This window comes from Agrobacterium sp. CCNWLW32 (assembly GCF_037083425.1).
Taxonomy (GTDB): Bacteria; Pseudomonadota; Alphaproteobacteria; order Rhizobiales; family Rhizobiaceae; genus Agrobacterium; species Agrobacterium radiobacter.
Window position 1 is genome coordinate 130,935 of record NZ_JBAOJM010000004.1, and the last position, 15,683, is coordinate 146,617.

Below are 15,683 nucleotides of genomic sequence, written 5' to 3' on the forward strand. Positions count from 1 at the left end.
GCTATGACCCTTGCCCCATAAATGCTTGGCCCTTTTCCGGTCCCGATGACAGCATCATCAGGACTGGAAAAGGAGACGGAAGAGATGGGATATCGCATTGGCGTTGATGTGGGCGGGTCATTTACGGATTTTGCCGTGTTTGACGATGGGACCGGCTCGCTTTCCACCCTGAAGGTGTTTTCCCGCCCCGATGCGCCGGGAGAAGAAATCCTTCTCGCGCTCGATACGCTGAAAAAGCGCGACGGCATCGAAGCGAAGGACGTTTCCTATTTCACCCATGGAACCACCGTCGGTGTCAACACGGTGATCCAGCGCAACGGCCAGAACGTCGCCCTGTTCACCACGGAAAATTTCGAGGACGTGCTTGATGTTGCACGCCTGAAAATCCCGCAGATCCACAATCTCTATTCCGTGCGGCCGGAACCGCTCATCCCGCGTGAACGGGTTTTCGGCATAGCCGAACGCATGCTGGCGACCGGCGAGATAAAGCTCACGCCGAACGAAGAGAATGTGGCGAAGGCTGTCGCCGGAGCAATTGCAGCCGGTTGCGACGGCATCGTTCTCGCCTTCCTGCATTCCTACCGTAACCCCGAAAACGAACGGGCCGTGAAGGCGATGATCGAGCGCATCGCACCGCAATTGCCAGTGGTCTCCTCTGCCGAGACATGGCCGATCATCCGCGAATATGAGCGCACAGTCACCGCCGTCATCAGTGGTTATGTCCAGCCGCGCGTCGCACATTACCTCGATCGTTTTGAAACGGTGCTGCGCAGGCAAGGCATTGCCTGCCCGCTGCTCATCACCAAGACCAATGGCGGCGTCATGGGCATCGATCAGGCGCGGCGCGAATGTGTGCAGATGATCCTGTCGGGCACCGCCTCCGGCGTCATCGGCGCGGGTTATCTGGCGAAGGCCAGCGGCTTTGAGCGGGTGATGAGCCTGGACATTGGCGGCACCAGCGCCGATGTGGCCGTTATCCTTGATGGCGAGGCCCAATATGGGGTCGGTGAGCTGATCGGCGATTTCCAGATTCATGTTCCCTCCGTTTCCGTCAGTTCCGTTGGCCAGGGCGGCGGCTCGGTCGCGTGGGTGGATAGTCTCGGCCTGTTGCAGGTCGGACCGGAAAGTGCCGGTTCGACGCCGGGGCCTGCCTGTTACGGACGCGGCGGCGACCGCCCGACAATCACGGACGCCATGGCGGCCGCCAATCTCATCGGCCACATGCCGCTCGGTTATGGCGCAGTGACCGTCGATCACGCCGCAGCGCGCGCCGCCCTCTTGCCGCTTGCCGAAAAACTCGGCCTTTCCGTCGAGGCGCTCGCCGGCAACATCGTCGATATCGCCGTCTCGGGCATGTATGCGGAGGTGAACGCCCTGACCTCCCGCTTCGCCATCGACCCGCGCGAATTTCACCTCTTCGCTTTCGGCGGCGCGGGCGCGATGCTCGCCTGTTTCCTTGCCCGCGAACTGGATATGAAAGGTGTGGTGGTGCCGCCCACCCCCGGTGTCGTTTCCGCGCTCGGCGGCCTGATTGCCGATCTCAAGAATGATTTCATCCGCACCACCTATTGCGAGGTGGACGACAGGGCGGCCTCTGATCTCGCCCCCCTTCTCACCGAAATGCAGGAGACCGGCCGCAACTGGCTGAAGGAACAGGGTTTTAACGGTGATTGCGACATGCGGCTTTCCGCCGACATGCGCTATCGCGGCCAGTCCTACGAAATCGAAACCACGCTGCAGCCGGAATGGCTGGGCAGAGGTGACGCCGGCGCCATCAACAAGGCTTTCCACGAAGAACATGCCCGTCTTTATGGCCATTCCGATGAACGGGCGGCCGTACAGATGGTCAACCTCAGGCTCGTCGTTTCCGGCCGAACACCGAAGCCCCCTCTTCGGGAGACAGGCATGGCCACCGGTCCCGCTAAACCGCGCTTCCACGCGAAAGGCTGGTTTGGCGGCATGGAACACGACATGGCTATCTATCATCGTGCCGATCTGGCGGCCGGACACGATTTCGATGGTCCCGCCATCATCCTTCAGGACGACACCACCACCGTGGTGCCGCCCGACTTCTCCGTCCATGTGGACCATTTCGGCAATCTCGTCATTACCAAGAGGGAGTTTTGATCCATGGCCATCGATCGCCGCAACCTCAAGGTCCTTGCCAATTTCTGCTCTGCCGCCGCCGACGCCATGGCCTTCACGCTGATGCGCACCGCCCATTCCGCCTTCGTCAAGGAAACCGAGGATTTTTCCTGCCAGGTGGTGACGCGCGAGGGGCTTGCCTTCGCCAATCCCCGGCAATTCGGCGCGCCCTGGTATAGCGGCATCGATTACGCGCCGCTGATTTCCATGTTCGAGGAGTATGAAGACGGCGATATCTGCATCACCAACGATCCCTATAGCGGTTTCGTCGCCACCCACTCGCCGGATATCCACATCTGGAAACCGGTCTTCCACGAGGGCAAAATCGCCTGTTTCGCGGTCGGGCACATTCACAATACCGACGTCGGCGGCGCGGTTCCCGCCTCATTGTCCCGCTCGCTTTCCGAAATCGAGCAGGAAGGCCTGCGCATCCCGCCAGTCAAGCTCGTTCGCAAAGGCAGGCTCGATCCCTTCATCATCGACATGATGAAGGCCAATGTTCGCATGCCGGAACAGAATATCGGCGACCTCCACGCCCAGATCGCCTCCGTCAACATCGGCGAACGCAAGATGCAGGAGATCGTCGCCCGTTTCGGCTTTGACGATTTTCTGGACGGTGTGCGCCAGATTTTCGACTATGCGGAAGAGCAGACCCGGCAAATCCTCACCAGGGTTCCCGATGGCGATTACTTCTTTGCCGACTATGCCGACGAGGATTCCGTTGGCGGCCGGCCATGCCGCGTGGCGCTGACGCTGAAAATCCGCGGCGGCGAGGCGGTTCTCGACTATACCGGCAGCGATCCGCAGCTCGGCTCGTCGCTGAATATGCCGACCGGCGGTCGCGAGCGACATTCACTCGTCATGGTCGGCCTGACCTATGTGCTTTATACGCTCGATAACAGCCTGCTTCTGAACGCCGGGACCCTGCGCCCGGTACGGGCCGTGCTGCCGGAAGGCACGATCGTCAATTGTCAACGCCCGGCCGCTGTCGGCATGCGCTCACTCACCTGCGCCATGACCCAGATCGTCACCATCGGCGCTTTCGCAAAGGCCCTGCCCGAGCTTATTCCCGCTGCCTCCCCCGGCGGAAACGCCATCATGAACATCAAGACCAGCGACCGGAGCGGCCGCCCGGTCATGGCCTCCATCGGCCCGGTTGGCGGCGGTGGCGGCGGTACGCCCTTCTGCGACGGCAGCGACGGCGCCGGCGGCGCCACCGGCTTTCTGCGCAACACGCCGATCGAAATCAGCGAAGCGGAGGTGCCGATCCTCTTCCGTCGTTATGGGTTGCAACGCGATACCGGCGGGGCAGGCCATTTTCGCGGCGGGCTTTCGGCCATCATGGAGTTTGAAATATCCTCGCCGGAAACGGTGGTCACGGCACGCAACCGCAATCGCTCGCTGATGGCAAGCTGGGGCGTCAATGGTGCGGGCCCGGGGCTGATTTCCCGCTTTCTCCGCAATCCCGATACGGAGGGCGAAATCTCACTCGGCAATACCGATATCGTCCATTGCGGCCCGGGTGATGTCATTCGTGTCATCGGACCGGGAGCGGGCGGTTACGGCGACCCCTTCACCCGCCCGCAACAGGCCGTGCTTCGCGATGTGCGGCGTGGTGCGGTCTCGGCAGAAAATGCTGCAAGACACTACGGGGTCGCGCTCATCGGCGATGAGATCGATGAAGAAGCGACGGCCGCCCTGCGCTCCACACCGCGCCGAAAGACGTACGATATCATCAGTTATGGACCGGAGCGGCTCGCCTTCGAGGCGGTCTGGACCCGGGAACGTTATGACCTGTTGACTCAATTTCTGCAAAAATCGCCCGTGGGATGGCGTTTCTTCCTGAAACACCGGGTGTTTGAAGCAGTCGAAAACGAAGGCGACGATCCCCGGCCTCTTTGCGAGCGGATGGCCGGGATTTTCGACCGGATAAGTGCACGCTACGGCGTTTGACCGGCGGCCTGCCTTCGCCGCCGAAGATTGCGCTGTCTGCCGGTGGCAAAACAGGATTTTCATTCACCGCCCACGCCGCAGTCGGTCGATGCTGCTTGCCGTCAGGGATTAGCGTTGGGGCATATCCAGAAAGGATTCCACATGACGCTCAGCTTCGATCCAGACAGCTTGTCCCTGCCGATCGGCCACTTCATCGGCGACCGGCTGATTACGGCGGCAAACGGCATCGACATGCACCGCCCATCCGATGGCGTTGGATATGCCGGTTGTCCCAAGGCGGATGCAGCGCTGGTCGATGAAGCGGTGCAGACTGCCAAGGCTGCGTTGAAGAGCAGCAACTGGGGCGGCGTGCGCCCGCGTGAGCGTACAAAGGTCTTGCAGCGCTGGGCCGACCTGATCGAACAGGAAGCCGAGACGCTGGCAAAAATCGAGGCGCTCTCCTCGACGCGGCCCGTGGGCCAGCTGATCGCCGGCGATATCGCCGTCACCGCCGAGCAAATCCGTTTCTTTGCCGAATTCGCCGACAAAGAAGGCGGCGATCTGGTGCCGACCGACGATGCGAGCCTCGGCATGATCATGACCGAACCCTATGGTGTCGTCGGCGCCATCACGCCATGGAATTTCCCCGTCTCCATGGCGGGCTGGAAGCTCGGCCCGGCGCTTGCCGCCGGTAATGCCGTGGTGCTGAAACCCTCGGAAATGACGCCCTTCTCCAGCATTTTCATGGCACAGCTGGCGATCAAGGCCGGGCTCCCCGCCGGTCTCATAAATATCGTACTGGGTGACGGGCCTGTGACGGGCAATGCCATCACCGGGCACCCTGATATCTCCAAGGTCAGCTTCACCGGCTCCACAGCCGCGGGCGCCGCCATCATGGCCAATATCGCCCGCACCGGCATCAAGCCCATGACGCTGGAGCTCGGCGGCAAGAGCCCGCAACTGGTCTTTGCCGATGCCGATATCGAAAAAGCGGCGGCGGCCATTGCCGGCAATATTCTCTCCAATGCCGGGCAGGCCTGCGTGGCCGGTTCCCGCATCATCGTTGAAGAAAGTGCGGCAGATGCCCTTTCCGCCGCGATCATCGCCCGCATGAAGGCGGTGAAGCCCGGCCCGACATGGGACGAGACGACGCAATATTCGCCTATTATCTCCGAAGTGCAGCGAAAGCGCATCGACGGCATCGTTCAGGCCGCCGTCGCCCATGGCGGCGAATGCCTGACGGGCGGCGCGATCATGGATGGCCCCGGCTATTTCTATCAGCCGACGCTGATCGCCAATGTCGACCAGACCTCTCCTGCCGTCACCGAGGAAATCTTCGGCCCGGTGCTGACGCTGCAGTCCTTCCGGACGGAAGAAGAGGCTCTGGCGCTTTCCGATCATCCGACTTACGGTCTGGCGGCGGGTCTTTTCAGCCGTGATATCTCGCGTGTGATGCGCCTGTCACGCGCCATTCAGGCCGGAACGATCTGGGTCAACCGTTACGGCCGCTCCCGCGACCACATATTGCCGACAGGCGGTTACAAACGCTCCGGCATCGGCAAGGATCTCGGACGGGAGGCCTATCTCGCCAACCGCAAGAGCAAAAGCGTCCTGATTGGACTGTAACAGGGGAATTCTCTTGAAAACGCATCGCATCGCACTCATTCCCGGAGACGGCATCGGCAAAAGCGTAACTGATGCCGCCTGGCAAGTGCTCAACGCCGCCGCCCAAACCTCCGGTTTTGCACTTGAAGGCACGGAATTCCCCTGGTCCTGCGCCTTCTACAAGGAAACCGGCGCGATGATGCCGAAGGACGGTATCGAAACCCTGCGCGGCTTCGACGCCATTCTGCTCGGCGCAGTCGGCTGGCCGGCGGAAGTGCCGGACTCAGTCTCGCTGCACGGCCTGCTGCTGCCGATCCGCAAGGCCTTCGTGCAATATGCCAATATCCGCCCTCACCGGCTTCTGCCCGGCGTGCAGGGACCTTTGAAGGCCGATGGATTCGACATTCTCTGCATCCGCGAAAACACGGAAGGCGAATATTCCGGCGCGGGCGGCCGCGTGCATCAGGGCACCGATGATGAAGTTGCGGTCGAAACCTCGATCTTCACCCGCAAGGGCGTGGAACGTATCCTGCGTTTCGGCTTCGAGCAGGCGCAGAAGCGTCGCGGCAAGCTCGCTTCCATTACCAAGTCCAATGCCCAGAAATATTCGATGGTCTTCTGGGATGAGGTGACACACAAGCTCGCTGCCGAATATCCCGATGTCGAAGTTTCCAGCTATCACATCGACGCCATGGCGGCACGCATGGTGATGGCCCCGGAAAGCCTTGATGTCGTGGTCGCCTCCAACCTCTTCGGCGACATTTTGACCGATCTCGGCGCGGCCATTCAGGGCGGTCTTGGTTTTGCCGCTTCCGCCAATATCAACCCTGACCGCAGCGCGCCTTCCATGTTCGAGCCGGTGCATGGTTCGGCCCCCGATATCGCCCATCTCGGCATAGCCAACCCCATTGCCGCCATCTGGTCCGGCGCGATGATGCTCGAGCATCTCGGCGAAAAAGATGCAGCAGTGCGCATCATGACGGCGCTGGAAAAGGCGACCGGCCGGGGTATCGGCACGGTGCCGGGTAAGGACAAGACAGACGCCATCACCGCCGCGATTCTTGCGGCACTCGACTGATTTCGGAGAATTATGATGCAGGGCTTGAAGGACAAAGAACTCTTTCGCCAGACGGGCTTGATCGGCGGCGCATGGAAGACGGCAGCGTCGGGCAAGGCGGTCGATGTCATCGACCCCGCGACGCAGGCCGTGATCGGTACCGTTCCCGATATGGGGAGCGCGGAAACGCGCGCGGCCATCGAGGCCGCCAACGCCGCCTTCGGCCCGTGGAAGAAGAAGACCCATGCGGAGCGTGCGGCACTTCTCGAAAAATGGTTCGCGCTGATGATCGAGCATATAGACGATCTCGGCCTGATCCTGACCACGGAACAGGGCAAGCCGCTCGATGAGGCAAAGGGCGAAATCCGCTATGGCGCATCCTTCGTCAAATGGTTTGCGGAAGAGGCGCGGCGCATCGGCGGCGGCACCATTCCTTCGCCGACGCCGGACCGGCGCATCGTGGTGCTGAAGGAGGCTGTCGGCGTCTGCGGCATCATCACGCCATGGAACTTCCCGAACGCCATGATCACCCGCAAGGTCGCGCCCGCACTCGCAGCCGGCTGTACCGTGGTCATCAAGCCATCGGAATTCACACCCTATTCGGCTCTGGCGCTCGGCGTGCTCGCCGAACGGGCCGGCATTCCCGCAGGTGTCATCAACATCGTCACCGGCATGCCGACGGAAATCGGCAACGAAATCATGGCCAACGAGACGGTTCGCAAGATTTCCTTCACCGGCTCCACCCGCGTCGGTTCGCTTTTGATGCGTGGCGCCGCCGACAGCATAAAACGACTGTCGCTGGAACTGGGCGGCAATGCGCCCTTCATCGTTTTCGACGATGCCGATCTCGATCTCGCCATTGAAGGCGCCCTCATTTCGAAATTCCGCAATGGCGGCCAGACCTGCGTCTGCGCCAACCGCATTCTCGTCCAGTCTGGTGTTTACGACGCCTTCGCGAAAAAACTGGCGGATCGCGTCGATGCCATGCGGGTCGGCCCCGGCACGGAAGCGGGGGTCTCCATCGGCCCGATGATCAACGAGCCGGCCATCGCCAAGATCCGCGCCCATATCGACGACGCCGTTTCCAAGGGCGCGACGATCATCACCAAGCCGCGCAATCTGCCGGAAGGTCCGCAATATACGGCACCGGTGGTGCTGACGGACGCCACGACCGGCATGCTTCTGGCAAGCGAAGAGACCTTCGGGCCCGTCGCACCGCTCTTCCGCTTCGAGACGGAAGAAGAAGCACTCGCCATCGCCAATGGCACGCCCTTCGGCCTCGCCGCCTATTTCTATACCGAGAGCCTCAAGCGCGCCTGGCGTGTGGGCGAAGCGCTGGAATTCGGCATGGTCGGCCTCAATACCGGCCTCATCTCCACCGAAGTCGCCCCCTTCGGCGGCGTCAAGCAATCCGGCCTCGGCCGCGAGGGCGCGCAGGTCGGTATCGAGGAATATCTGGAGATCAAGACCTTCCATATCGGTGGGCTCGCTTGAGCCTTTTTCTCATCCCCGCCTAAAGGGCCGCTCTGCGGCCCTTCTTTTTTGAAGCGTGGGATTGAAAAAGCGGCAGCATTTACACGCCGTCACCCCGGACACAGTCCGGATTCAGTGCGATCAAGTCATTGATCGCAAGAAATTCTTTCACCGCGTTGTGGCTGGATGCCGGATCAAGTCCGGCATGACGGAAGAACTAACAGCCCTTCTACTGAATCTTATCCAGCATCTTATAATAGAATCCCACCAGCGGCAGGAACCAGGGCTTGCCGAAATGACCCGGCACCGCCGGCCAGTCCAGCCCCTTCAGCGGATTGTTGTCCGGCCGCCCGAGAATGGCGTCGGCCATGATCATGCCGAGATGGGTGGAAAGCTGCGCACCGTGGCCGGAATAGCCCATGGCGTACCAGACGCCGTCATGGAAACCTGCGCGCGGATAACGATCCTTGGTCATGTCAACCAGTCCGCCCCAGCAATAATCGATCGGCACATGGGCAAGCTGCGGGAAAATGCGATGCAGGCTTTCCGTCAGGATCGCACCGCTTTTGGAGTCCGAACGCTGATCCGAAGTTGCGGAAAAACGGGCGCGGCCACCAAAGATCAGCCGGTTGTCAGGCGAGAGCCGGAAATAATTGCCAATATTCATGGAGTTGACATAGGTGCGGTTGCCGGGAACCGAAGCCTTGATTTCGGCATCCGTCAGCGGCCGCGTGGCGATGATGAAACTGCCGACCGCGATGATGCGGCGGCGGAAATAACCGAAGCCGGAGGGTGTGTAAGCCCCGGTAGCAACAAGCACATTGTTGGCCGTGACCTTACCGCGGACGGTCTCCAGCTCATGGAGCTTGCCGTTCTGGATGTGTTTCGTCACCGCCGCTTTTTCGAAGATCACCGCGCCATGGCGGCTGGCGGCTTCGGCAAGGCCGGCCACATAGCGGCCCATATGCATCATCGCGCTCTTCTTCGAGAGCATGGCGCCATAAAAGGGCGAGCCGATTTCCGCCTCGAGATCAGCAGCCGACAAGAGAGCCGTATCGGGATCAACCTCGGCATGCAACGCCTCGAAATTCCTTGCCAGACCTTCGAAATGCTGCGGCTTGGAAGCGAGCTTCAGCTTGCCGGAACGGCGGAAATTGCAATCAATCCCCTCCTCCGCGATCAGTGCTTCCAGCGTGTCGACTGAATCGTCCAGCGCCTTGTAGAGGGCGATCGCGCGTTCCTTGCCCAGTTCCGCCTTGGCGGAGAGATAGGAATGGGCAAGGCCATTGTTGAGGTGCCCGCCATTGCGGCCAGAGGCGCCCCAACCGACCCGCTCCCCTTCGAGAACGACCACCCGCGCGCCCGCCTTGGCCAGCTGGCGCGCGGCCCCGAGACCGGTGAAGCCGCCGCCGATGACGGCGACATCATAATGACCTTCGACGGGACCTTGCGCGGCACCTGAAAATTGCGGCGCGGTATCGTGCCAATAGGAGACGAACTTCATGGTCCCGACCTTTCCTTACAATCCAACCACGCCTGCCAGGCCGGAAATATCTGATATCTCGACATAACCATAATAGGGATTGGCGGGCTCGTGGCCGCGATTGACCCAGACCTTGTTCTTGATGCCGAGATCGTGGGCCGACATCAGATCGTAACGGAACGAGGAGGAAACATGCAGCATATCTTCCGGACCGCAGCCGAGCATGTCAAACATATATTCGAAGGCCTTGAAACGCGGCTTGTAAGCCTGTGCCTGCTCGGCGGTATAGACCGCATGGAAGGGTGCGCCGAGCTTTTCGACATTCGACATGATCTGCGAATTCATGGCGTTGGACAGGATGACGAGGGGAATTTCCTTCGCAACCTTCGCGAGGCCGGCCGGAACATCGGCATGCGGCCCCCAGGTCGGAACGCGCTCGTAAACGAAGGTGGCATCTTCATCCTTGAAAGCGACACCATTGCGCTTGCAGCTGCGCGAAAGCGAATTGTGGACCACCTGAGCATAGGGCTTCCAGTCGCCCATGATCTCATCAAGACGGTAGGCCGCAAAATTCTTGATGAACTGCTGCATCTGCGCTTCATCCAGGCGATCGCCATAGAGATCACGGGCGGCCTCTGCCATCTGGAAATTGATCAGCGTGCCGTAGCAATCAAAGGAGATGTATTTCGGGCGGAAGATGGTCATATCGTCGTCATCCTTGCTTGGGGATCGGCCGTGCCGGAATGAATTGATCATAGAAAGCCTTTGCCCGGTCGGCGCACCGCAATTGCCATCAGCGGAAGCAGATTGTTGCGTATGCAGCCGCCAGTTTGGCAGAGAGTTGCGTTGAGCCCAACCGAAAGCCGCCGCCCGCCCTGGTTTTACGACCGGGTGCGGACAAGATGCGGCATAAGATGCGGCGGCGGATAAAAGCAACAGCGAAACATATCGAACCTTCCCATTTGTCGGGACAATCTTCTTCCGGCGTCAGTCTATCAATGAAGAGTAAGAAAAAACGGAGTTCCGGCATGCAGGCGAGCCTGATCGATATCCAAATGTTTCAACCGGACCACCTCGACGCGGCCGTTGAACTTTCCCGCCAGGCCGGCTGGCCGCACCGGAAGGAAGACTGGGCGCTGGTCCTTTCCCTGAGCAAGGGTTTTGTCGCCCTTGAGAACGGACGCGTCGTCGGCACCGCCATGGCGACGCTTCTCGGAGAAAGCTGCGCCACCGTCAATATGGTGATCGTGGATGAGAGCATGCGCGGCCGCGGCCTCGGGCGTCAACTGATGCAGGCGGCAATGGACGCAGCAGAAGACCGCGAATGCCGTCTGGTCGCCACGGCCGACGGCCTGCCGCTCTACGAAAAACTGGGCTTCGTCGCCTGCGGCGAGGTGCGTCAACATCAGGGAATTCCGGTGACGACCGACAGGCCAACCGGTGTCATCTGGGTCGAAACCATTGATCCGGCCGCGCTTGCGGCACTCGATGCGGAGGCTTTCGGCGCGGATCGCACGGCGCTCTTTGCAGCGCTTGCCGACAGGGCACGTTTCGCGATCGTTGAGAAACAGGGCGTCATCAAGGGTTTTGCCGCCCTTCGCACCTTCGGGCGCGGCGAGGTCATCGGCCCGGTCGTGGCGGAAAATGCTGAAATCGCTAGGGATTTGATCGCCTTTGGAGTTTCCGAGCGCCCCGGCGCATTCCTGCGCGTGGATACCACCGCCGATACCGGTCTTGGCCCCTGGCTTGCCGAACGTGGCCTTGCCCATGTCGGCGGCGGCATCGCCATGCGCCGGGCGAAGACGGAAACCTCTGCCGACAAAAAACTGAAAACATTCGCATTGACCAGCCAGGCACTGGGCTGAATCTGGAGAGACCCATGTTAAGCAATTCACTGATCGAACTGGACCGCGCCCATCTGGTGCACCCCGTCTCCTCCTTCCGCGGCCATGAGAAGCTTGGTGTGCGGGTGCTGAAATCGGCAAGCGGCGCCACGGTCACCGACATGACCGGTCACCAGCTCATCGACGGTTTTGCCGGCCTCTGGTGCGTCAATGCCGGTTACGGGCATGACAGCATCGTCGAAGCGGCAGCCAAACAGATGCGTGAGCTGCCCTATGCCACTGCCTATTTCGATATCGGCAGTGAACCGGCGATCCGGCTTGCTTCCGAACTCGCCGACCGCGCGCCGGGTGATCTCAACCATGTCTATTTCACGCTTGGCGGTTCCGATGCGGTGGACAGCACCATCCGCTTCATCCGCTATTACTGGCACGCGAAAGGCCAGCCGCAACGCGACCAGTTCATCTCCATCGAACAGGGTTATCACGGCTCCACTACCGCTGGGTCGGGTCTCACGGCGCTACCCGCTTTCCATGCGGGTTTCGGTGTGCCTTATGACTGGCAGCACAAAATTCCGTCGCACTACGCCTACCGCAATCCGGCCGGCAGCGATCCGGCCGCGATCGTTGCCTCCTCCCTGCAAATTCTCAAAGACAAGATCGAGGCCATCGGCCCGGACCGGGTCGCCGCATTTTATGCGGAACCCATTCAGGGCTCGGGCGGCGTTCTGGTGCCGCCGCCGGGCTGGATCAAGGCCATGCGCGACCTCTGCCGTTCCTACGGCATTCTCTTCGTCGCCGATGAGGTCATCACCGGCTTCGGCCGCACCGGACCGCTCTTTGCCTGCACCGACGAGGACATCGTGCCTGATTTCATCACGGCCGCAAAGGGTCTGACGTCAGGTTATGTGCCGATGGGCGCTGTCTTCATGGCGGATCACGTCTATGATACAATAGCTGACTTTGCCGGCGATGCCGCCGTGGGGCATGGATACACCTACTCCGCCCACCCTGTCAGCGCCGCCGTCGGTCTCGAAGTGCTGAAACTTTACGAGGGTGGACTGCTGGAAAACGGCCGCCGTGCCGGTCAAAGGCTGATGGCCGGCCTGGAAGGCCTGAAAAACCATCCGCTTGTTGGCGATGTGCGCGGCCGCGGCATGCTTGCCGCCATCGAACTTGTGACCGACAAGGACAAAAAGACGCCGCTGCCGGCTGCAGCGGCCCCTGCACGCAAGGTTTTCGACCGCGCCTGGGAAAACGGCCTGATCGTGCGCGCCTTTGCAAACGGCATTCTCGGTTACGCGCCGCCGCTCTGCTGCACCGATAGTGAGATCGACGCCATTATCGAGCGGACGCTGAAGACGCTCGACCAGACACTCGAAGACCCGGCCGTCAGGGCCGCCATGGCCTGAGCCGATAGAAGGGCAGCGTTGCGGCACCCTCTCGAAATGTCGCAACGCACCGCATATTCGCAATATTCTGCCGAAGAGCCGATCCATTTCGGCGTATCCGGCGTGCCGAAAGTGCCAAACTATTAATGCAAAAGGCACTAAACGCCATAAAAAAGGGCGTAATTACAAATGGGAACGGGGCAAGGATCCCGTCCGGGAACAGAATAATCTGCCGCAGCCTCCCCAAGAGGCCGAGGCGGCAAAGCGGAGACCGACATTGCCCAAAAAACTGAGCGACTTCAAATATATGAGCTTCGATGTGGTGGGAACTCTCATCGATTTCGAAGGTGGCCTGAAATCGACCCTGGCCGCAATCGGCGCGGAAAACGGCGTGGAGGTCGATGGTGAAAAGGCGCTCGCCCTTTATCGCGCAGCCCGTTACTCCGATGCGACCGACCTGTTTCCTGACGATCTCGTCCGCGTCTACCTGATCATCGCTCCGCAACTTGGACTGCCGGCGGAACGCGCTTTCGGCGAGCGCCTGCGCGACGCGGCAAAAAGCTGGAAAGGCTTTGAAGACAGCCGCGCCGCCATGGCCGAGCTTGCCAAGACGCATCGCCTCATCGCCATGACCAATGCCCAGCGCTGGGCCTTCGAATATTTCTCGAAGGAGCTCGGCAATCCCTTTCATGCGGCCTTCACGGCGGATGATACCGGCACGGAAAAACCCGATCCTGCCTTCTTCGAAAAGGTTTTCGCTTTTGTGGAGAGCGAAGGCGCATCGAAGGATGACATTCTCCATGTCGCGCAAAGCCAGTATCACGATATCGGCATTTCCCGGAAACTGGGCATGACCAATTGCTGGATCGAGCGGCGTCACGCCCAGAAGGGATATGGCGGCACCATCGAACCGGAAAACTTCACCGAGCCGGACTATCACTTTACCTCAATGGCCGGCCTTGCCGACGCCGCGAGGCAAGCGGGCGGTTAAGCCGCACCGCCAGTGGCGTGCCGCGAACTGGGATGCGGCATGCCTGAAATTTCTTCAGATGCATTTCAACAAATCATACAAAAGGGGAAGACCATGAGTGACAGGATTACAAACTGGACCCGCTCCGACGATGCCGCCGTTGAACAGGCGATCCGACGCGGCGCAACGCGGCGCGAGCTGCTTCACATGCTGCTGGCGGGTGGTGTCGCCCTTTCCGCCGGTTCGGCCATTCTCGGTCGCGCCTCAAATGCCGTGGCCGCAACGCCGGTCTCCGGCGGCACGCTAAAGGCCGCCGGCTGGTCCTCCTCCACCGCCGATACGCTCGATCCGGCGAAAGCCTCGCTTTCGACGGATTATGTTCGTTGCTGCGCGCTCTACAACCGTTTGAGCTTCCTCGATGTTTCCGGCACGCCGCAGCTGGAGCTGGCCGAAGCCATCGAAACGAAGGACGCCAAGACCTGGACGGTGAAGCTGCGTTCCGGCGTCACCTTCCATGACGGCAAGGCCCTGACCGCCGACGACGTGGTCTATTCGCTGAAGCGCCATCTCGATCCGGCCGTCGGCTCCAAGGTCGCCAAGATTGCCGCGCAGATGACCGGCTTCAAGGCTCTCGACAAGAGCACGGTCGAAATCACGCTGGCGAACGCGAATGCCGACCTGCCATCCATTCTGGCTCTGCACCATTTCATGATCGTTGCCGACGGCACCACGGATTTCTCCAAGGGCAACGGCACCGGCGCCTTCAAGCTCGAGAAATTCGAGCCAGGCGTCCGTTCGATCATGGCCAAGAACACCAATTACTGGAAGTCCGGCGGGCCGCACATCGACAGTTTCGAATTCATGGCGATTTCGGACGACAATGCCCGCGTCAACGCCCTTCTCTCGGGTGATATCCAGCTCGCGGCCTCCATCAACCCACGTGCGCTTCGCCTGCTCGACAAGCAGGAAGGTGTCGTTCTGTCCAAGACGACATCGGGGAACTACACCAACCTCAACATGCGTCTCGACCAGGCGCCCGGCAACAATGCCGATTTCATTGCCGGTATGAAGTCGATCGTCAATCGCGAGCAGATCGTCAAGGCGGCCCTGCGCGGCCTCGGTGAAGTCGGCAACGACCAGCCGGTTCCGCCGATGAACCCCTATCACAATCCGGATCTCAAGCCGAAAGCCTTCGATCCGGAGAAGGCGAAATTCCACTTCCAGAAGGCAGGCCTCATCGGCCAGTCCATTCCGGTCATCGCATCGGATGCAGCAAGCTCTTCGGTCGACATGGCGATGATCATCCAGGCTTCGGCCGCCGAAATCGGCGTGAAGCTGGATGTGCAGCGTGTTCCCTCCGACGGTTACTGGAGCAATTACTGGCTGAAGGCGCCGGTCCATTTCGGCAACATCAACCCGCGCCCGACGCCGGACATCCTGTTCTCGCTGCTCTATGCTTCAGACGCCCCGTGGAACGAAAGCCAGTACAAGTCGCCGAAATTCGACAAGCTGATGCTGGAAGCACGCGGCATGCTCGATATGGAGAAGCGCAAGCAGATCTACTTCGAACTGCAAACGATGATCGCCGACGAAGCCGGCACCATCATCCCCGCCTATATTTCGAATGTCGACGCCATCACCTCCAAGCTGAAGGGGCTGGAAGCCAATCCGCTCGGCGGCATGATGGGTTATTCCTTCGCGGAATACGTCTGGCTTGAAGCCTGATAGACCATGGGGCCGGGCGCGAAAATGCGCCCGGCACGTTTTCCGCAGGATGCGGGAAGCC

At 60.7% G+C, this 15,683-nt stretch carries 11 protein-coding genes; 9 read left to right on the plus strand and 2 right to left on the minus strand.

Annotated features, from left to right (window positions below; translation table 11 throughout):
• Positions 1–84 precede the first annotated feature (84 nt).
• The 5 genes from V6R85_RS11045 to V6R85_RS11065 all read left to right on the plus strand — a co-directional run bounded on the left by V6R85_RS11045 (position 85) and on the right by V6R85_RS11065 (position 8,233).
• Positions 85–2,127, plus strand: coding sequence for a hydantoinase/oxoprolinase family protein (locus tag V6R85_RS11045; RefSeq protein WP_111833850.1), 2,043 nt, complete (start codon positions 85–87; stop codon positions 2,125–2,127).
• Between the two features lie 3 nt (positions 2,128–2,130).
• Positions 2,131–4,098: a hydantoinase B/oxoprolinase family protein gene (locus V6R85_RS11050; RefSeq protein WP_111833851.1), complete on the plus strand. Its 1,968-nt coding sequence runs from the start codon at positions 2,131–2,133 to the stop codon at positions 4,096–4,098.
• A gap of 141 nt (positions 4,099–4,239) precedes the next feature.
• The gene (locus tag V6R85_RS11055) at positions 4,240–5,703 is read left to right on the plus strand and encodes an aldehyde dehydrogenase family protein (RefSeq protein ID WP_111833852.1); all 1,464 of its coding nucleotides are present in this window, start codon (positions 4,240–4,242) and stop codon (positions 5,701–5,703) included.
• Positions 5,704–5,716: 13 nt separating this feature from the next.
• On the plus strand, positions 5,717–6,760 hold the full coding sequence (locus V6R85_RS11060; RefSeq protein WP_111797135.1) for a tartrate dehydrogenase: 1,044 nt from the start codon (positions 5,717–5,719) through the stop codon (positions 6,758–6,760).
• A 15-nt stretch (positions 6,761–6,775) separates the two neighbouring features.
• A complete protein-coding gene (locus V6R85_RS11065; protein WP_111833928.1) occupies positions 6,776–8,233 on the plus strand; it encodes an NAD-dependent succinate-semialdehyde dehydrogenase in 1,458 nt (485 codons plus the stop codon).
• A gap of 208 nt (positions 8,234–8,441) precedes the next feature.
• Here V6R85_RS11065 and V6R85_RS11070 read toward each other — a convergent pair whose 3' ends face one another.
• Together V6R85_RS11070 and V6R85_RS11075 are read right to left on the minus strand one after the other, a co-directional pair.
• Complete coding sequence (locus tag V6R85_RS11070; protein WP_080864838.1) at positions 8,442–9,716, minus strand: NAD(P)/FAD-dependent oxidoreductase; 1,275 nt, start codon at positions 9,714–9,716, stop codon at positions 8,442–8,444.
• 15 nt (positions 9,717–9,731) lie between these two features.
• Positions 9,732–10,400: a haloacid dehalogenase type II gene (locus V6R85_RS11075; protein WP_003506842.1), complete on the minus strand. Its 669-nt coding sequence runs from the start codon at positions 10,398–10,400 to the stop codon at positions 9,732–9,734.
• 323 nt (positions 10,401–10,723) lie between these two features.
• On the opposite strand from V6R85_RS11075, the gene V6R85_RS11080 reads away from it, so the two are divergent.
• The 4 genes from V6R85_RS11080 (at position 10,724) to V6R85_RS11095 (ending at position 15,622) form a co-directional block, all read left to right on the plus strand.
• On the plus strand, positions 10,724–11,560 hold the full coding sequence (locus tag V6R85_RS11080) for a GNAT family N-acetyltransferase (RefSeq protein ID WP_087745708.1): 837 nt from the start codon (positions 10,724–10,726) through the stop codon (positions 11,558–11,560).
• 14 nt (positions 11,561–11,574) lie between these two features.
• Positions 11,575–12,948 carry an aspartate aminotransferase family protein gene (locus tag V6R85_RS11085; protein ID WP_087745710.1) on the plus strand — a complete coding sequence of 458 codons (1,374 nt, stop codon included), beginning with the start codon at positions 11,575–11,577 and terminating at the stop codon, positions 12,946–12,948.
• Positions 12,949–13,204: 256 nt separating this feature from the next.
• Positions 13,205–13,918 (plus strand): HAD-IA family hydrolase, encoded by a 714-nt coding sequence (locus V6R85_RS11090; RefSeq protein ID WP_099087207.1) that lies wholly within the window; start codon positions 13,205–13,207, stop codon positions 13,916–13,918.
• A 93-nt stretch (positions 13,919–14,011) separates the two neighbouring features.
• Complete coding sequence (locus V6R85_RS11095) at positions 14,012–15,622, plus strand: ABC transporter substrate-binding protein (RefSeq protein WP_003506850.1); 1,611 nt, start codon at positions 14,012–14,014, stop codon at positions 15,620–15,622.
• The last annotated feature ends 61 nt before the right edge of the window (positions 15,623–15,683 follow it).